Origin of the sequence: Nocardioides pini (genome assembly GCF_026712185.1) — a bacterium.
GTDB lineage: Bacteria > Actinomycetota > Actinomycetes > Propionibacteriales > Nocardioidaceae > Nocardioides > Nocardioides pini.
In genome coordinates, this window is the sequence record NZ_JAPPUX010000002.1 from 181,618 (window position 1) to 199,522 (window position 17,905).

The following is a 17,905-nucleotide window of genomic DNA, read 5'->3' on the forward strand; positions in this document are numbered from 1 at the left end:
CATCGAGGAGCTGGGTGCGCCGATCTGCCATCCCTCATCACTACACCTGTAGTGACGACCGGTCAAGAGGTCGCCCTGCCGGTCCAGCCCAGGGTGTCGATGACGCGGCGGATCCGGGCGGCGGCGTCGAGGTCGGGCGAGGGCAGCGCCAGCTCGTGGAGCACGAGCCCCGTGACGTAGTTGGCGAGGAGCCCGAGGTCGCGGTCCGGGGACCGGGACCCCGCGCGGGTGATGAGGTCGAGGGTCCACGTGTCGACCCGGTCGGCGCCTGCGGCCATGCCCTCGCGCAGCTCGGGGTGCTGCGCGGTCTCGACGAGGATGGCGTAGCGGGCCAGCGTCACCATGCGGTCGGGGCCGAGGGCGCGGTCGACGAAGCGGCCCAGCGCCGCGGCGACCCCCTCCGGCGTGGGGTCGACCTCGTCGCGCGGGCCCGTGGCCATGGCCCGCTCGCGGACGATGAAGCGCTCGACGATGCCGAGGAGCAGCGCCTCGCGGGTCCGGAAGTGGTTCGACGTCGACCCCGGCGGCAGGCCCGCCGCCGCGTCGACGGCGCGGTGGGTGAGCCCGCGCATCCCCTGGGTCCCCACCAGCTCGAGCGCCGCGTCGAGCAGCAGGGTGCGACGGTCGTTCATCGCGAGGTCAGTCGACGGGACGGTTCTCGAAGGGCGTCGACAGCACGATCGTGGTGCGGGTGGAGACGCTCGCGGCCCCCCGGATCCGAGCGAGCAGCTCCTCGAGCGCGAGCGGCGTCGCGACGCGGATCTTGAGGATGTAGGACTCCTCGCCCGCCACCGACCAGCACGACTCGATCTCGGAGATGCCCCGGAGCCGGTCGGGGTAGTCGTCGGGCTGGGACGGGTCGATCGGCGTGATCGAGATGAAGGCGGTCAGCGGCCGGCCGAGCTGGTCGTGGTCGACGGTCGCTCCGTAACCCGTGATCAGGCCGCGCTGCTCGAGCCGCTTGACCCGTTGGTGCACCGCGGACGTCGACAGGTCGGTCGCCTTGCCCAGGTCGGTGAAGGACATGCGCCCGTCGGCGGCCAGCAGCGCGAGGATCTGCCGGTCCTTGGACTCGACCTCTGGTGAGCTCACGCGCGACACACTAGTGCGAGCCGGACAGTGCCTCCACCAGGCGCACGGCAGACGAGCCGAGCCCCCACTGCTCGTCGAGAGCGACGACGGCGTCGTGGTCCGCGGGCGTGCGCGGACGGGTCAGGTCGTGCCCTCCGAGGTCGAGGTCACGGCGTACGGCGACCACGCGCGGCGCCACGGCGAGGTAGTCGGCGGCGGCCTTGATCTTGCCGCGCGGTCCGGGGCCCATGTCGGAGTCCGGGTCGCCGGCCGCGGCGATGATGGCGTCGATGGTGCCGAACCGGTTGAGCAGCGTCGCCGCGGTCTTGTCGCCGACGCCGGAGACGCCCGGGAGGCCGTCGGACGCATCACCGCGGAGCGTCGCGAGGTCGGCGTACTGGCGGGCGTCGACGCCGTACTTGCCGCGCACCCACGCGTTGTCCACCCGCTCGTGCCGGCTGACGCCGCGGGCGACGTAGAGCACCCGCACCTCGGCCTCGTCGTCGACGAGCTGGAAGAGGTCGCGGTCGCCGGTCACGATGTCGACCGCCATGCCGGCATCGGTGGCGAGGGTGCCGATGACGTCGTCGGCCTCCATCTCGGGGTGGCCCACGACCGGGATGCCGTAGGCCTCCAGCACCGACTGGATGATCGGGATCTGCGCCTCCAGCGGGTCGGGCACGTCCTCGACGTCGGGCCTGGGTCCCGGCACCTCACGGACCACGCGGTGGGCCTTGTAGGACGGCAGCAGGTCGACCCGCCACTGCGGACGCCAGTCGTCGTCCCAGCAGCACGCCAGGTGGGTGGGGTCGTACTCCCCCACGAGGCGGCTGATGAAGTCCATCAGCCCACGCACGGCGTTGACCGGAGTGCCGTCGGAAGCCTTCATCGAGTCGGGCACGCCGAAGAACGCCCGGAAGTAGAGCGAGGCGGTGTCGAGCAGAAGGAGGCGGTCACCGGTGGCCATGGCCGAAGCCAACCACAGACGACCGACGCTCAGTCGGCCAGCACGCTGTAGGCGATGACCCCGCGCTTGAGCAGCCGGGCGGTCGCCCTGGCCGTCTCGCGCAGCTCGCGCTCGCCCGCCGCGTCGGCGACCTGGCCGCACAGGTCGAGGAGCTGCTTCATCCAGCGCACGAAGTCGCCCGCGGAGAGGCCGGTCACCATGAGCACGTCGTCGAGGTCGTCGCCCTCCGCCCACCGCCACGCGGCCCAGGCGAAGCCGATGTCGGGCTCGCGGAGGAAGTCGAGGCGGTGGTCGCGCTCGAGCGCGTCGAGCTGCCCCCAGAGGCGGACGAGCTCGGCGAGCACGGGTCGCACCTGCCCGCCCGGCATCTTCGGCGAGGAGGCGTCGTCGGCGCGCCGCGCCTCGAACACCAGCGCCGACAGCACGGCCGCCAGCTCGGAGGGGGCGAGCCCGTCGAACAGCCCGGCCCGGATCGCCTCGGCCGCGACGAGGTCCATGTCGGTGTAGATCCGCCGCAGGTGCGAGCCCTTCTCGGTGACCGTGTCGCCCTCGAGGTAGCCGAGGGCGGTCAGGACGTCGCAGACGCGGTCGAAGGTGCGGGCGACCGTGTTGGTGCGGTTGTCCACCCGGCGCTTGAGGGTCTCGGTGTCGCGCTGGAGCTTGAAGTAGCGCTCCGCCCACCGGGCGTGGTCCTCGCGCTCGGGGCACTGGTGGCACGGGTGCGCCTTGAGCTCGGCCCGCAGGCGGGCGATCTCCCGGTCGGCCGGGGTGTCGCTGAAGGCGTCGCGCTGCTTCGCCCGCCGCTCCCTCGGGCCGTCGAGCCCGTGCGCCTTGGCCCGGAGCGCGGTCGCGAGGTCGCGCCGCATCGCGGGGTTTCGCCCGTTGAACGACTTGGGGATCCGCAGCCGGCCGATGGCCTCGACCGGCGTCGGGAAGTCCATCGGAGCGAGCCGGCGGGCCTGGCGGTCGGCGGTGAGGACGTAGGGGCGGGGCTCGTCGCCGGAGTGACCTGGATCGATCACGACCGCGAGGCCGCTGAACTTCCCGGCCGGAACGTGGATGACGTCGCCGGGGCGCAGCCTGCCGAGCGAGCGCAGCGCCTCCTCGCGACGGTCCAGGCGACGCTCCCGCGCGGCACCCTTCTCGAGGTCGGAGATCTGCCGGCGCAGGTCGGCGTACTCCATGAAGTCGCCGACGTGGCACGTCGCGGCCTCGCGGTAGCCCTCGAGGGCCTCCTCCGCCTTGTGGACCTGCCGGGCGAGCCCGACCACGGCCTTGTCCGCCTGGAACTGGGCGAAGGACTGCTCGAGCAGCTCGCGTGACGTCGCGCGGCCGAACTGGTGCACGAGGTTGACCGCCATGTTGTAGGACGGCCGGAAGGAGGAGCGGAGCGGGTACGTCCGGGTCGACGCGAGGCCGGCGACCTCGCGGGGGTTCATCCCGGGCTGGTAGAGCACGACGCCGTGGCCCTCGATGTCGAGGCCACGCCGTCCCGCGCGCCCGGTGAGCTGGGTGTACTCCCCCGGCGTGAGGTCGGCGTGGGTCTCGCCGTTCCACTTCGACAGCTTCTCGATCACCACCGTGCGGGCGGGCATGTTGATGCCGAGGGCCAGCGTCTCGGTGGCGAAGACGACCTTGACCAGCCCCTCCTGGAACAGCTCCTCCACCACCTGCTTGAACGCCGGGAGCAGCCCGGCGTGGTGGGCGGCGACGCCGCGGGTCAGCCCGTCGAGGAACTCGTGGTAGCCGAGGACGTGGAGGTCCTCCTCGGGCAGGGTGCGGGACGCCTCCTCGACCCGGGCGAAGATCTCGTCCCGCTCCGCGGCGGTGGTCAGCCGGGTGTTGGCCTGGACGAGCTGGGTCACGGCGGCGTCGCACCCGGCCCGGCTGAAGATGAACACGATCGCCGGGAGCAGGCCCTCGCGGTCGAGCCGCTCGACGACCTCGACCCGGCTCGGGATCCACACGCGGCGGCCGTTGCCCACGGCGCGCGGGTTCTTCGACGACCCGGGCTTGCCCTTGCGCGGCGACCGGCGGTCGCGCATCAGCCGCGAGCTCGCCCAGTCGTCGCGGGCGATGCGGGTCAGCTCGTCGTTGACCGGCGCGCCCTCCTTCACGAAGCCGGCGCTGGCGTCGACGTCGGAGGAGGCGAACAGGTCGAGCAGCCGCCGGCCGACCATGACGTGCTGGAAGAGCGGCACCGGCCGCTTCTCCTCCAGGATCGTCGTGGTCTCGCCGCGGACGGTGGCCAGCCACTCGCCGAACTCCTCGGCGTTGGAGACCGTGGCCGAGAGGGACACGAGCGTCACCGACTCCGGGAGGTGGATGATGACCTCCTCCCACACGGCCCCGCGCATCCGGTCGGCGAGGTAGTGGACCTCGTCCATCACCACGAACCCGAGCCCGAGCAGCGTGCGCGACCCGGCGTAGAGCATGTTGCGCAGCACCTCGGTGGTCATCACGACCACGGGCGCCTCGCCGTTGATCACGTTGTCGCCGGTCAGCAGGCCCACCTTGTCGGCGCCGTAGCGCTTGACCAGGTCGTGGTACTTCTGGTTCGACAGCGCCTTGATCGGCGTCGTGTAGAACGCCTTGCGCCCGGTCTGGAGGGCCAGGTGGATGGCGAACTCGCCCACGACCGTCTTGCCGGACCCGGTGGGGGCCGCGACGAGCACGCCGCGGCCGTCCTCGATCTCCCGGCACGCCCGCAGCTGGAAGTCGTCGAGTTCGAAGCCGTAGAGGCCCTCGAAGTCCTTCAGCATCGGGTAGGGCTTCTCGCGCTGGAACGCCGCGTAGCGCTCGGCGGGCGTGGGCTGGTCCTCGTGCTCGCTCATGACGTCCTCATGCAATCACGTCGAGCGCACCCGGGACGCACTCGATGGTCAGGGGCAGCGGGCCGAAGCGCTCGCCGTCGGCGTACGACACGATGCCGGGCGCTGCGACGGTGACGCTGCGGACGCGTCGGTGGACGTACTCCGCGATGCCGTCGATCCGCCCGGTGAACAGGCGCGGGTAGGAACGCACCAGCTTGGGCTTGCTCATCCGCGTGATGACGACGACGTCGAGCAGCCCGTCGTCGAGGAGGGCGCCCTCGGTGATCCGCAAGCCGCCGCCGAACGACGGCCCGTTGCCCACGGCGACGAGCATCGCCTCGTGCTCCATCGTCTCCCCGTCGAGCTCCAGCACGTAGGGGATCGGGCGGAAGGTGCGGAGCTCGGCGAGGGTGGCGAGGTTGTAGCGCATCTGCCCGCGCGGCCAGGTCATCGCGTTGGCCCGCTCGTTGACGATCGCGTCGAAGCCGGCGGCGAGGACGGTCACGAACCACCGGTCGCCGCTGCGGGCCAGGTCGATGGTGCGGCGTCGCGAGGCGATGACGCGGTCGGCCGCCGCGACGGGGTCGGCGCGCGGGAGCCCGAGGTAGCGCGCGAAGTCGTTGCCCGTGCCGCTGGGGATCAGGCCGAGGGGTACGCCGGTGCCGGCCACGGCCTGCACCCCGAGGTGCACGAGCCCGTCCCCGCCGCACACCACGAGGGCCTCGACGCCGTCGGCGACGCAGGCGCGGGCCAGGTCGGCCGCCTCGTCGGCGTCGCGACCCTGCAGGTTGCGGACGACGAAGCCGCTCTCCCGCAGCCGCGCCACCGCTGCGTCACGGTGGCGCGCGCCCTTCCCGCGACCCGACGTCGGGTTGGTCAGCAGGGCGATCTCCCGCCCCCGCTCAGGGCGGTCGGGCGCAGCCGGGTCGTGCATGGCGCGACCCTATCCCCCGGCACCGACCGGCCGACGCGACTTCCCGGACGCGCCCGCACGCGGCGCGCGGCGGGTCAGCCCAGCCGCAGCAGGGCGGCGTACCGCTCGGCACGCGCCCCCACGGCGCGGGCCAGCCGGCCGAGGGCGTCCAGCACCAGCTCGGGGCCGAAGCGGGTGCCCGGGACGGCGAGGACCAGGCGCGAGCCGTGCTCGCCGATCACGACCTGGCCGTGGCGCCACGCCTGGTGCACCCGCAACCGGGTCGCGTCGTCCACGACCGGCGCCGGGTAGGCCTCGTCGACCGCCAGCAGGTCGCACACGATCTCCTGCGACGACCCGGAGTCCTGGCCGTCCTGACCGTCCTGACGGCCGGCAGGATCCGCGGTCAGCCGCCCCCGGACGAGGTGCCCGGTCTGCAGCCCCTCGTCGGCGCGCCAGACCACGTCGCCGGTGCCGAGCCACTCCGGCAGGTCGAACGGGTCGATGTCCGTGATGGTGGCCTGCATGGGTCCCACCCTGTCAGAGCCGGTCAGGGGCCTCAGATGGAGGACAGCTCGTCGGGCGAGAGGCCGGCGTTGGGGGCGTTGCGGGCCCGACGCCTGTCGTTGAACCGCGCGATCGCCTCCGAGGCGAAGAACAGCAGCACCATCGGGACCGCCATCAGCGTCATCGTGAACGGGTCGGCCGACGGCGTCGCGACGGCGGCGAAGATGAAGGTGCCGATGACGATCCACGGCCGGTAGGCCTTGAGGGCGGACCCCTTCACCACGCCGGCGAAGTTGAGCAGCACGACGAAGACCGGGATGTTGAACGCCAGGCCGAACACGAAGAGCGTGCGGGTGAAGAACTGCAGGTAGTCGTTGAAGTCGATGAGGTTGGTGACGCCCTCGGGGTTGAACCCGATCAGCACCTCGAGCGCCACCGGCAGCGTCACGTAGCCCAGGACGATGCCGATCAGGAAGAGCGGGCCGGCGACCGCCACGAAGACCCGGCTCATCTTGCGCTCCTGGGCGTAGAGCCCGGGCAGCACGAACGCCCAGATCTGGTAGAGCCAGTAGGGCGCGGTGACGACCGCGGCGGCGAAGCCACACAGCGTCAGCCACAGCAGCAGGCCCGCGCCGGCGCCGCTGGTGGTGGCGATGGACGTGCCCTCGGCGAGCGTCTTCTGGGCGTCCTGATAGGGCCCGTAGACCGCGTCGTAGATGGCGTGCCGGAAGAAGACGGCCACCGCGAGCGCGAGGGAGAACACCAGCAGGCAGCGCAGCAGCCGCGCCCGGAACTCCCGGAAATGGTCGGCGAGCGCCATCCGGCCGTCCGGGCCCACGGCGTCCTGCGGCGGCCCCTTGAACAGGCCGGCGAGACCAGCGATCCTCACGCGCTCAGGGACTCCAGCGATCAGGCGGTGGTGTCGTCGCGCCGCTCGCGCAGCACCTCACCGGAGGTCTCGTTGCGCACCTCGCCACCCGGGGTCGGGTCGGCGGCCTGGTTGCGGGCCTCGAGCTCGCGCTGCTCCGGGGTCTTCTCGGCGTCGTCCTCGTCGCGGAGGCCCTTGGTCTCGGTCTTGAAGATGCGCAGCGCCTGCCCCGAGCTGCGAGCCAGGTCCGGGAGCTTGGCGGCACCGAACACCAGCACCACGATCGCCAGGATCACGAGCCATTCCAGGCCCTGCGGCATGCCGATCATCGGGTCGATCATGTGGGTCACTCCGTCACTTGGTGGTGTGGTGGATCACGTTCGGGGGGTCACTCGGAGTCTACGCCGTCGTCCTCGTAGAGACGGAGCGCCGCCCGTGCCGCGGTCGTGAAGGCCTCGGCGTACGCCGCGGGCGCGAGCAGCACGGCGTGGGGCGCCAGACGCAGGAGCAGGGACTTCACCCACTCCTCGCTCGCCACCTCGAGGTCGACGTCGATCGTGCCGTCGGGGCCGGGTCGCCGGTCGGTGACGGGGTAGTACTCGACGACCCATCGCGCGGGCGGGGCCAGGCGCAGCGTGACGGTGGTGGTCTCGGCGTCGGTGAACCAGCCGCCGGTGAGGTCGCGCGCCCGCGCCCCCGGGTCGGCGACGGGGGTCTCGAGCTCGGTGGCGGCCACGATGCGGTCCACCCGGAACGCCCGGTCGCCGCCGGCGGTGTGGCACCAGGCGTCGAGGTAGAGCAGGTCCTCCACGCGGGCGAGCCCACGAGGGTCGACCACCCGGCGCGACTCCTGGTCGCGGGACGGCACGTGGTAGGTGATCTCGACCTGGTGGCCGTGGGACAGCGCCGACTCGAGCACCGGCACGACGGCGCTGCTCTCCAGCGGGGTCGGCGTCACGTGCAGGCGCAGCAGCCCCTCGTCGTCCTGGCCGGCCGCGTCCTCGAGCTTGGCCAGGGTGCGCTCGATGACCTCGCGGGCCTCCGCGGGCGCGGCGTCGACCATCGTGCGCAGCGCCACCACGAGCGAGGTGGCCTCCGCGGGCGAGAAGCGCACCGGCCGGGCGAGGTAGTCGGCGTTGTCGACGCGGATGATGCGGTCGCCCTCGAGGGCCTCGAGGTCGACCTCGATGAGGTCGCCGGGCAGCCCGGGCGACACCCCGGTCATGAACAGCAGCCGCAGGTCGCGCTCGATCTGGTCGGCGTCGGTGCCGAAGTGGGCGGCGGCGTCCTCGAGGCGCACCTCCCCGCGGGCGAGCAGGTAGGGCACCAGGGCGAGCAGGCGCGCGACCTGGTCGGGTGCGGTGTCGGCCGGCTGGGTCATGACGCCTTCCCGTTCCCGCTCCCGGGGTCGGCTCCGGCCACGGCGCGGAGCCGGGCGACCACGTCGTCGCGCAGCGACTGCGGCGCCTCCACGACCACGTCGGAGCCGTAGGTGAGCACCTCGTCGGAGAGCTCCTGCACCGGTCCCTCGACGACGACCGTGTCCCAGCCGGGCCGCCCGTCGATCGGGGTCACCGACTCGGCGCGCCGGCGCAGCCCGACGCCGGTGCCCTGCCGGACCCGGACCTGCGCCCGGACGGAGGGGTACGACGGCGACAGCCGCCGGGCGACCTCGCGCACGTCGGTGCCGGGCGGGACGTCGTACGCCCCGGACCTGCCGGTCGCGCGGACCGGGCCGACGATCCGGGAGAGCCGGAAGACGCGCTCGGCACCGCGGTCGACGTCGAAGCCGACGACGTACCACCGCCCCGACGAGCGCGCGAGGCCCCAGGGCTGGACCCGACGGGTGGTCGGTGTGGTCTCGTCGGCCCGCTGGTAGGGGAAGCTGACCTGGCGCCGCTTGCCGATCGCGTCCCACAGCGGCTCGAAGGCCGGCTCGTCGGCGGTGATGGCGGGGGCGACGACCTCGAGGCGGGAGGGGTCGATCTCGACGCCCTGGCCCTTGAGCTTGGCCAGCGCCCGGCCCGTCGCCTTTGCGAGGGTGGCCTGCTGCCAGACCTGGGCGGCCAGGCCCAGCACGGCCGCCTCGTCGGACTCGAACCGGATCTCGGGGAGCGAGGTCTGCTCGGTCGGGATGCGGTAGCCGATCTCGTCGTCGAAGAACGCGTCGGCGCTCCCGACCTCGATCACGGCACCGATCTGGCGCAGGGCGTCCTTGTCACGCTCGAAGGCGCGCTCGAACGCCTCGTCGCCGGCCGGCCCGCGGGCGTGCTCGGGGTAGCACGCCTCGCGGATCGCGTCCTTGCCGATGAACCGCTTCGCGCCGAGCAGCAGGATGTGCAGGTTCATCAGCCGCTCTGCTCGTGGCTGCACCATGGCTGTCCCCTGTCCCTCCTGCTCGCTCCGCTGTGCCTGCTGGTCGGGTCAGGAGGCGCCGAGGATGTCGACGACGAAGAACAGGGTGTCGGTGCCCTTGATCCCGGCCTGCTCGTTGCCCTGCTCGCCGTAGCCGTCGGCCGGCGGGATCTCGAGGATCACGCGGGAGCCGACGGTGCGTCCGACGAGCCGCTCGTCCCAGCCCGAGATGACCTGGCCGACGCCGATCGGGAACTCGGCGGGCTCACCGCTGTAGGACTCGTCGAAGGGCTTGTCGGCGTCGTAGACCTGGCCGAGGTAGTTCACGGTGAGGGTCTGGCCGGACTTCACCTTGGGGCCGTCGCCCTTCACGAGGGTGGTGGCGATCAGCTTGCCGGAGGGCTTGTGGGCGGTGCTGAAGTCGAAGCCGGTGACCACGCCGTCCTTCTCGATGAGCTCCGGCGCCCAGCCGGCGGGCTTCTTCTCCTCGCCCTGCGGGCCGTCGAGCGGCGGCACGGTCTCGGAACGGCCCATGATGTCGACGATCGCCAGCACGGCGTCCTTGTTGCCGATGCCGATGTCGGGGCGGCCGCCCTCGCCGAAGGCGTCCTCGGCGCTGGTGAGCAGCACGACGCGGTCGCCGACCTGGTTGCCGATGACGGCCTCGCGCAGGAACGGCAGGACGTCCTCGGACATCTCCACCGACTGGGGCGCGCCGTCCTTGGTCCAGGTGGTCTGCGCCTCCTCCTCGGTGAAGCCGTTGCCGATCCACCAGTTGGCCTTGACGGTGTCACCGTCGGCGACCTCCTCGCCGTCGCCCTCGACGAGGACCTCGGTCTCCTCCTTCGAGCCGTCGAGGCGGCCGTCGAAGCTCACCTTGGGCTCCGAGCCCTGCTCGCCCTCGATGGTCACCGAGCTGAGGGACTCGCCCCCCTCCTCGGGGTCGCTGGACCCGGAGCCGCAGGCGGCCAGTCCGAGCATGCTGAGGGAGAGGACACCGCTGAGGGCAGCGGAACGTACACGAGACACGAGTTCACCTGTTCGATCGGTCGGCGTTGCCCGGACACCCTATCCAGCACACCCCACGCCCACCGCCGCGACACCGCCGCTGTGGAGCCACGACCTCGGCGCATGCCGGTCGCGGGCAGGTCACATGCCGTCGATGAGGCGCTGCACCCGCTCGTCGTACGCCTTGAAGGGGTCCTTGCACAGCACCGTGCGCTGGGCCTGGTCGTTCAGCTTGAGGTGCACCCAGTCGACGGTGAAGTCGCGGCGGCGCTCCTGGGCGCGCCGGATGAACTCGCCCCGCAGCCGCGCGCGGGTGTTCTGCGGAGGCACGCTCTTGGCCTCGAAGATCTTGAGGTCGCTGCTGACGCGGGCGACGGCGCCGCGCTTCTCGAGCAGGTAGTAGAGCCCCCGCCCGCGGTGGATGTCGTGGTAGGCGAGGTCGAGCTGGGCGATGCGGGCATCACCGAGCGACAGGCCGTGCTTGGCGCGGTAGCGCTCGATGAGCTTGAGCTTGATGACCCAGTCGATCTCACGGTCGACCAGGCCGAGGTCGTCGGACTCGACCGCCTTGAGGCCGCGTTCCCACAGGTCGAGGGCGCGCTCGATGGTCGGGGTGGAGATCTGTCGGCGGTCGACGAAGTCGCGAGCCTTGGCGAGGTACTCGCCCTGGATCTCCAGCGCGCTGGCCTCGCGGCCGTTGGCCAGCCGGACCTTGCGGCGACCGGTCGGGTCGTGGCTGATCTCGCGGATCGCGCGGATCGGGTTCTCCATCGTGAGGTCGCGCATCACCACGCCCTCCTCGATCATCCGGAGCACCAGGTCGCAGGACGCCACCTTGAGCAGGGTGGTGGTCTCGCTCATGTTGGAGTCGCCGACGATGACGTGGAGGCGGCGGAACCGCTCCGCGTCGGCGTGCGGCTCGTCGCGGGTGTTGATGATGGGCCGGCTGCGCGTGGTGGCGCTGCTGACGCCCTCCCAGATGTGCTCGGCGCGCTGGCTCACGCTGTACGACGCCCCGCGCGGCGTCATGACCACCTTGCCGGCCCCGACCACGATCTGCCGGGTCACCAGGAACGGGATCAGGATGTCGGCGAGCCGGCTGAACTCCCCCGCACGGCCGACGAGGTAGTTCTCGTGGCAGCCGTAGGAGTTGCCGGCGGAGTCGGTGTTGTTCTTGAACAGGTAGATGTCGCCGGCGATGCCCTCCTCGTGCAGGCGCGCCTCCGCGTCGAGGAGCAGGCCCTCGAGGATCCGCTCCCCCGCCTTGTCGTGCGTGACGAGGTCGACGATGTCGTCGCACTCCGGCGTGGCGTACTCCGGGTGGCTGCCGACGTCGAGGTAGAGCCGTGCGCCGTTGCGCAGGAACACGTTGGACGAGCGCCCCCAGCTGACGACCTTGCGGAAGAGGTAGCGGGCGACCTCGTCGGGGCTCAGCCGTCGCTGCCCCTTGAACGTGCACGTGACGCCGTACTCGTTCTCGATGCCGAAGATCCGCCGGTCCATGCCCCCACCCTAGGACCGCGGACCACGTGCGGCGCGCCACTCCGTGCCGAAACTTGCCCCGGCTGCCTAGGTTGCGGACATGGACGAGCCGTCTTCCGCCCCGACTCCCCGCTCCTCCGTCGACCCGCGGCTCGACTCCTGGCCCGTGCATCTCGCGACCGCCGTCGCCACCGGCCTGGTCACGACCTACCTGCCCGTCCAGCGGTGGCGGCGACCCGCCCGGTGGGCGCTGCACGGCGGGACGGGCGTCCTGGCCGGCGGTGGGATGGCGTACCTGCTGCGCCGACCCGACGCGCGACCAGACGTCTCGCGGGAGGACGAGCCGCGGGCGCCGCTCGCCCCGTTGCCGACGGCCGTCACCACCCTCGCGTTCGCCGCCCTCGTCCTGGGCGCGAGTCGCGGCGGTGAGGCGGCGGACGTGTGGGTGGAGCGGAAGCTGGCGGCGAGGGGCGTACGACGCCCGCGCGCATGGATGGGCGTGGTCGCGGCGGGTGCCTCCCTGGTGATGAGCGTCTCCGACAGCCGTCGTCGCGCCGCGGACTCACCGTCCCCCACCTCGACGGGTGCTTGACGGACGCCCGCCACCCGGGCGAGCGTTTCCTGCATGGGACCTCGCCACCTCGTCGCGACCGTGCTGGTCGAACCGGGCGCGGTCGCGGACCTCGAGCTGCGGGTCATGACCGACGACCTGTGGATGTGGCCGGTGCGGACGGCACCCGTCGTGCTGGACGGCCCGCGGATGGAGTTCCAGCTCCGCCGCCGCATGGTCGAGCAGCGGCGCGGCGCCTGGGACCACGCCGCCGACTGGACGCCCGCCTGGATCGGCTTCGGCGACGCCTGGCACGAGTTCGGCCCGGACGGCAACGTCCGACCGTCCGGCCCGCTCCCGTGGGCCGCCCACCAGCGCCTGTGGACGGCACTCGACGAGTTCGGCACGTCGGTGCGCTACCGGCGACGCCTGAGCGGGATCCCGACCGTGCCGACGACCGAGTGGCCGGGCCTCACGCTCTCCTGACCGAGACCGCTCGGCGGGCCACCGCGCCCGGCGCTCAGACCTGACCGGGCTCCGTCGGCGGCGGAGGCGTGCCGGGCTGGTCGGGCTCGGGAGCCGGCGGGGGCGGCGCGACCGGAGGTGCCACGGGAGGTGCAACAGGAGGTGCCACGGGCGGCTCGCCGGTGACCGGGTCCTCGAGGGGCGGCGTCGCGCCCGAGACCTGGTCGGTGGGGTCGGCCGGGTCGTCCTGCCCGGACTGCCGCGGACCGGACCCCGCGACGGCGTCCTCCGGCGCCGTCTCGTCGGCCTCCTCGGCGCCGCGTCCGCCGAGGATCTCGGCGAGGCGTGCCGCGCGCAGCCGCAGGAACTTCCGGGGCTGGGTGCGGGTGCGGTCGAGCGCGGCGACCTCGAGGTCGCCCGCCGGGATCACGCGGTCCTCGGACTCGCTGTGCCCGAGCGCGGCGACCGCCACGCGGAGGGTGTCCTCCAGGGACGCCCCGGCGACGTAGTGCTGCGCCAGGTGGCCCGCGACGACGTCGGCGGCCCCGCCCATCACGGCGTAGCCGTGCTCGTCGGCCACCTGCCCGTCGTAGGTGAGCCGGTAGAGCTGGTCGTCCTCGGCCGCGTCGCCGATCTCGGCGACGAAGATCTCGACCTCGTAGGGCTTCTCGCCACCCGAGGAGAAGATCGTGCCCAGCGTCTGGGCGTAGGCGTTCGCGAGGCCGCGGCCGGTGACGTCGCGCCGGTCGTAGGCGTAGCCGCGCATGTCGGCGAGGCGTACGCCGGCGATGCGGAGGTTCTCGAACTCGTTGTAGCGCCCGACCGCCGCGAAGGCGATGCGGTCGTAGATCTCGCTGACCTTGTGCAGCGCCTGGGACGGGTTCTCCGAGACGAACAGGACGCCGTCGGCGTACTGCACGGCGATGACGGAGCGACCGCGGGCGATGCCCTTGCGGGCGAAGTCGGCCCGGTCCTTCATCAGCTGCTCGGGCGAGACGTAGAACGGCATGCTCATGGGGCTGTGACTCCTACGTCAGATCAGGTGAGGGCAGCGGCCGGGCCGTCGGGACGCTGCATCCGGGCGGCGATCATCCGGTCGGCGATGGTCGCGACCTCGTCGTCGGGGAGGCGGCGCCCACCGTCGGGGGTGATCACGTGGACCACCGGGAAGATCCGGCGGGTCAGGTCGGGACCGCCCGTGGCCGAGTCGTCGTCGGCCGCGTCGTAGAGCGCCTGGACGACCGCGGTCACGGCGCCCTCGGCGTCGAGGTCCTCGCGGTAGAGCTTCTTGAGCGAGCCGCGGGCGAACAGCGAGCCCGAGCCCACCGAGTGGAAGGCGGTCTCCTCGTAGCGACCGCCCGTCACGTCGTAGCTGAAGATGCGGCCCTGGTCGGCGGTGAGGTCGTAGCCGGCGAAGAGCGGCACGACGGCGAGGCCCTGCATCGCCAGGCCGAGGTTGGAGCGGATCAGGGCGGCGAGCCGGTTGGACTTGCCGTCCATCGACAGCGTCGTGCCCTCGATCTTCTCGTAGTGCTCGAGCTCGGTCTGGAACAGGCGCACCATCTCCACAGCGAGGCCGGCGGTGCCGGCGATGCCCACCACCGAGAACTCGTCGGCCGGGAAGACCTTCTCGATGTCGCGCTGGGCGATGATGTTGCCCATCGTGGCGCGGCGGTCGCCGGCCATGACGACGCCGCCGGCGAAGGTGGCGGCGACGATCGTGGTGCCGTGGGGTGCCAGCTGGCCGGCGTCCCCGGTCGGGACGGCGCGGCGCGACGGGAGCAGGTCGGGCGCCTCGGCGCCGAGGAAGTCGGCGAAGCTCGACGTGCCGGGCGCCATGAAGGACGCGGGCAGGCGGGAGTCGCTCATCCGGGGGCCCCGTCGTGACCGCAGCGAAGCGAGGACTTCGATGGGGTGGTCATGCGGCTCACTGACCGCCCTTCTGGATGAACGACTTCACGAAGTCCTCGGCGTTGGTCTCGAGGACCTCGTCGATCTCGTCGAGGATCGCGTCGACGTCCTCGTCGATCATCTCCTTGCGCTCGGCGACGTCGGACTCCACGACCTCCTCGGTCGCCGTCTCCTCCTGCGAGGACTTGCGCGGCTGCTTCTGCTCCTGGGCCATGTGTCGACCCTATCCACTCCCGCCGACGCCACAAGGAGGTTCACCGTGGGCGGACGGCATGTCTCGCTGGTTTCAGCGGGTGATGGCCGCGACGAGCGCCTGGGCGGTGTCGCTGCGGTCGATGAGCTCGCCGACGTGGGCGCGCGTGCCGCGGAGCGGGTCGATGGTGGGGACCCGCTGCAGGGACTCGCGGCCGGGCAGGTCGAAGATCACCGAGTCCCAGGACGCGGCGGCCACCGAGTCGGCGTACTTGTCGAGGCACCGGCCCCGGAAGTAGGCGCGCGTGTCGACCGGCGGGTCGTGCATGGCCGCCTCGATCGTCGCGTCGTCGAGCAGCCGCTCGATGCGCCCGGCCGCGGCGAGGCGGTGGTGGAGCCCCTTGTCGGGTCGTACGTCGGCGTACTGCAGGTCGATGAGGTGCAGCTTGGCGTCGTCCCAGTCGAGGTCGTCGCGGTCGCGGTACTGCGTGAGCAGCTTGAGCTTGGCGACCCAGTCCAGCTCGGCGGCGCACTCCATCGGGTCACGCTCGAGGCGGGTCAGCACCGACTCCCAGCGGGCGAGGACGTCCACGGTCTGCTCGTCGGCGTCGGCGCCGTAGCGGTCCTCGACGTACTTGCGGGCGAGGTCGAGGTACTCGAGCTGCAGCTGCACGGCGGTGAGCCGGCGCCCGTCGCGCAGCGTGACGAGGTGGCGCAGCGTGGGGTCGTGGGAGACGTCTCGCAGCGCCTTGACCGCCCCCTCGACGCTGAGGTCGCGGTCGATGAAGCCGTCCTCGATCATCGCGAGCACGAGCGAGGTCGTGCCGGACTTGAGGTAGATCGAGACCTCGGCGAGGTTGGCGTCGCCGAGGATGACGTGCAGGCGGCGGTAGACGGCCGGGTCGGCGTGCGGCTCGTCGCGGGTGTTGATGATCGGCCGCTTGAGGGTCGTCTCGAGGCCGACCTCGACCTCGAAGTAGTCGGCGCGCTGGCTGATTTGGAAGCCGCGCTCCGGCGTCGTGTCCCGCCCGTCCTGCCCGATGCCGACCCGGCCCGCGCCGGTGACCACCTGGCGCGAGACGAAGAACGGCGTCAGGTGGCGCACGATCTCGGCGAACGGCGTCGAGCGCCGCATCAGGTAGTTCTCGTGGGCGCCGTAGGACGCGCCCTTGTTGTCGGTGTTGTTCTTGTAGAGCACGATCGGCGTGCTGCCCGGCACCAGCGCCGCCATCCGCGACGCGTCGAGCATCACCTGCTCCCCCGCCTTCTCCCAGCGGACGACGTCGAGCGGGGTCGTCACCTCCGGGGAGGAGTACTCGGGGTGCGCGTGGTCGACGTAGAGCCGGGCGCCGTTGGTGAGGATGACGTTGGCGAGGCCGAGGTCCTCGTCGGTGAGCTGGGTGGGGTCGGCCACCTGGCGGGCCATGTCGAAGCCGCGGGCGTCGCGCAGCGGCGACTCCTCCTCGAAGTCCCAGCGTGCCCGCCGTGCCTTGACGGTGGAGCTGGCGTAGGCGTTGACGATCTGCGAGGACGCGACCATCGGGTTGGCCGACGGCTGCCCCTGCACGGAGATGCCGTACTCGACCTCCGTGCCCATCACGCGGCGTACGCTCATGCGATGAGCCTACGGGTGTGGGACGAGCGCGTGCTGCCACGCCTGACCGACCGCAGGCTCAGCGCCCCCGAGCTGGACGGGCTGCGCAGCGCCGCGTGCACCGGCCTGACGGGCCGGGTGCTGGAGATCGGGTTCGGCAGCGGGCTCAACGTCCGCTGGTACCCCGCGGAGGTCACGTCGGTCACCGCGATCGAGCCGTCCGACATCGCCTGGGAGCTCTCCGGGCCCCGGCGGGCGAGCAGCGACGTCACGGTCGACCGTGCCGGGCTCGACGGACAGCGGCTCGACCTGCCCGACGACTCGCACGACGGCGCACTCGTGACCTTCAGCCTGTGCACCGTGCCCGACCCCCTGCTCGCCCTGCGGGAGGCCCGGCGGGTGGTGCGGCAGGGAGGGCGCCTGCACGTCCTCGAGCACGGCCTGGCGCCCGACGAGTCCGTGCGCCGCTGGCAGCGCCGCATGGAGCCCCTGCAACGGGCCACCGCGGGCGGCTGCCACCTCACGCGCGACCTGGTCGGGCTGCTGGAGGCCTCCGGTTGGGAGGTCGAGCAGCGGGAGCAGGCGTACCTGCCGGGCCCGGCCATCGCCCGGCCGTGGACGTACGTCTACCGGCTCGTGGCCGGGTGAGGTCGGGTGAGGCGGACGCTCAGCGTCCGCGGCGGAGGAACCCGACGAGGAACAGCACGATGACGACGATGACGACGATGATCAGAATGGTTCGCATCCCGCCAACCTAGTGCCCGCGGCGGGCGGGGCAACTCCTCCGGAGGGGTGTCGCCACGGGTGTCGCGAGGGGTGTCGCCGACGGGTCAGTCGCGGCGCTGCGGCCCGTTGATCGTCGAGGCGTGGGCGGCGTTGACCGCCGCGATGCCCAGCCAGGCCACGACCACGGCCGGCAGCCCGTTGTCGGTGGCGACCATCGGCACGATCGTGATGGGGACACCGACGCCGACGGAGATCACGCCGAGGACGAACTGGCGGATCCGGCCGCCCTCGGTCCCGGCCGTACGACGCTGCTGCAGCTCGCCGCGCTCGGCCGCCCGACGCTCCACCGCACGCTCGATGCGGTCGGCGAAGCCGTCCACGAGCTCGGCGTCGTAGCGGGCACCGAGCTCGCGGCGGGCGGCGAGGGCGGCCTCGATGTCGCCGTGGCCGAGGTCGTCCTGCTGGCTCATGCGCGCGACCCAG

Annotated in this window: 20 protein-coding genes; 3 read left to right on the forward strand and 17 right to left on the reverse strand. The window is 72.3% G+C overall.

Features of this window, described 5'->3' with window-relative positions; genetic code table 11:
• Positions 1-62: 62 nt before the first annotated feature.
• The 12 genes from NYO98_RS07065 to pafA form a co-directional block, all read right to left on the reverse strand.
• Entirely contained in the window at positions 63-632 is a 570-nt protein-coding gene (locus tag NYO98_RS07065; RefSeq protein WP_268110854.1) for a TetR/AcrR family transcriptional regulator, read from the reverse strand.
• Between the two features lie 7 nt (positions 633-639).
• Complete coding sequence (locus NYO98_RS07070; RefSeq protein WP_268110855.1) at positions 640-1,092, reverse strand: Lrp/AsnC family transcriptional regulator; 453 nt, start codon at positions 1,090-1,092, stop codon at positions 640-642.
• A 10-nt stretch (positions 1,093-1,102) separates the two neighbouring features.
• Positions 1,103-2,038, reverse strand: a complete 936-nt coding sequence (locus NYO98_RS07075) for a 5'-3' exonuclease (protein ID WP_268110856.1) — start codon at positions 2,036-2,038, stop codon at positions 1,103-1,105.
• Positions 2,039-2,067: 29 nt separating this feature from the next.
• On the reverse strand, positions 2,068-4,872 hold the full coding sequence (locus NYO98_RS07080) for a DEAD/DEAH box helicase (protein ID WP_268110857.1): 2,805 nt from the start codon (positions 4,870-4,872) through the stop codon (positions 2,068-2,070).
• Positions 4,873-4,879: 7 nt separating this feature from the next.
• A complete protein-coding gene (locus NYO98_RS07085) occupies positions 4,880-5,785 on the reverse strand; it encodes a diacylglycerol kinase (RefSeq protein ID WP_268110859.1) in 906 nt (301 codons plus the stop codon).
• 74 nt (positions 5,786-5,859) lie between these two features.
• Positions 5,860-6,291 (reverse strand): hypothetical protein, encoded by a 432-nt coding sequence (locus NYO98_RS07090; protein ID WP_268110860.1) that lies wholly within the window; start codon positions 6,289-6,291, stop codon positions 5,860-5,862.
• A gap of 32 nt (positions 6,292-6,323) precedes the next feature.
• Entirely contained in the window at positions 6,324-7,160 is an 837-nt protein-coding gene (gene tatC / locus NYO98_RS07095; protein ID WP_268110861.1) for a twin-arginine translocase subunit TatC, read from the reverse strand.
• A gap of 20 nt (positions 7,161-7,180) precedes the next feature.
• Positions 7,181-7,480, reverse strand: a complete 300-nt coding sequence (tatA, locus tag NYO98_RS07100; protein WP_268110863.1) for a Sec-independent protein translocase subunit TatA — start codon at positions 7,478-7,480, stop codon at positions 7,181-7,183.
• 47 nt (positions 7,481-7,527) lie between these two features.
• On the reverse strand, positions 7,528-8,520 hold the full coding sequence (locus tag NYO98_RS07105) for a helix-turn-helix transcriptional regulator (protein ID WP_268110864.1): 993 nt from the start codon (positions 8,518-8,520) through the stop codon (positions 7,528-7,530).
• Positions 8,517-9,515 (reverse strand): helix-turn-helix transcriptional regulator, encoded by a 999-nt coding sequence (locus tag NYO98_RS07110; RefSeq protein ID WP_268110865.1) that lies wholly within the window; start codon positions 9,513-9,515, stop codon positions 8,517-8,519. Before NYO98_RS07110 ends, NYO98_RS07105 begins: the two co-directional genes overlap by 4 nt.
• Positions 9,516-9,563: 48 nt before the next feature.
• The gene (locus NYO98_RS07115; RefSeq protein WP_268110866.1) at positions 9,564-10,475 is read right to left on the reverse strand and encodes an FKBP-type peptidyl-prolyl cis-trans isomerase; all 912 of its coding nucleotides are present in this window, start codon (positions 10,473-10,475) and stop codon (positions 9,564-9,566) included.
• Between the two features lie 168 nt (positions 10,476-10,643).
• Positions 10,644-12,005 (reverse strand): Pup--protein ligase, encoded by a 1,362-nt coding sequence (gene pafA, locus NYO98_RS07120; protein ID WP_268110867.1) that lies wholly within the window; start codon positions 12,003-12,005, stop codon positions 10,644-10,646.
• Between the two features lie 79 nt (positions 12,006-12,084).
• Here pafA and NYO98_RS07125 point away from each other — a divergent pair, with 79 nt between their 5' ends.
• On the forward strand, positions 12,085-12,576 hold the full coding sequence (locus NYO98_RS07125; RefSeq protein ID WP_268110868.1) for a hypothetical protein: 492 nt from the start codon (positions 12,085-12,087) through the stop codon (positions 12,574-12,576).
• A 33-nt stretch (positions 12,577-12,609) separates the two neighbouring features.
• Positions 12,610-13,020, forward strand: coding sequence for a hypothetical protein (locus NYO98_RS07130; protein ID WP_268110869.1), 411 nt, complete (start codon positions 12,610-12,612; stop codon positions 13,018-13,020).
• A gap of 34 nt (positions 13,021-13,054) precedes the next feature.
• Here the strand turns inward: NYO98_RS07130 and prcA are convergent, their stop codons facing one another.
• From prcA to dop, 4 genes are all read right to left on the reverse strand, one after another.
• Positions 13,055-14,014: a proteasome subunit alpha gene (gene prcA / locus NYO98_RS07135; protein WP_268110870.1), complete on the reverse strand. Its 960-nt coding sequence runs from the start codon at positions 14,012-14,014 to the stop codon at positions 13,055-13,057.
• A gap of 23 nt (positions 14,015-14,037) precedes the next feature.
• Positions 14,038-14,868 carry a proteasome subunit beta gene (prcB, locus tag NYO98_RS07140; RefSeq protein ID WP_268110871.1) on the reverse strand — a complete coding sequence of 277 codons (831 nt, stop codon included), beginning with the start codon at positions 14,866-14,868 and terminating at the stop codon, positions 14,038-14,040.
• A 58-nt stretch (positions 14,869-14,926) separates the two neighbouring features.
• Positions 14,927-15,124 (reverse strand): ubiquitin-like protein Pup, encoded by a 198-nt coding sequence (locus NYO98_RS07145; protein ID WP_056907732.1) that lies wholly within the window; start codon positions 15,122-15,124, stop codon positions 14,927-14,929.
• 72 nt (positions 15,125-15,196) lie between these two features.
• Entirely contained in the window at positions 15,197-16,717 is a 1,521-nt protein-coding gene (dop, locus tag NYO98_RS07150; protein WP_268110872.1) for a depupylase/deamidase Dop, read from the reverse strand.
• A 3-nt stretch (positions 16,718-16,720) separates the two neighbouring features.
• Here dop and NYO98_RS07155 point away from each other — a divergent pair, with 3 nt between their 5' ends.
• The gene (locus NYO98_RS07155; protein ID WP_268110873.1) at positions 16,721-17,344 is read left to right on the forward strand and encodes a class I SAM-dependent methyltransferase; all 624 of its coding nucleotides are present in this window, start codon (positions 16,721-16,723) and stop codon (positions 17,342-17,344) included.
• 182 nt (positions 17,345-17,526) lie between these two features.
• On the opposite strand, the gene NYO98_RS07160 is transcribed toward NYO98_RS07155, so the two are convergent.
• Positions 17,527-17,892, reverse strand: a complete 366-nt coding sequence (locus NYO98_RS07160; RefSeq protein WP_268110874.1) for a hypothetical protein — start codon at positions 17,890-17,892, stop codon at positions 17,527-17,529.
• Positions 17,893-17,905 lie beyond the last annotated feature (13 nt).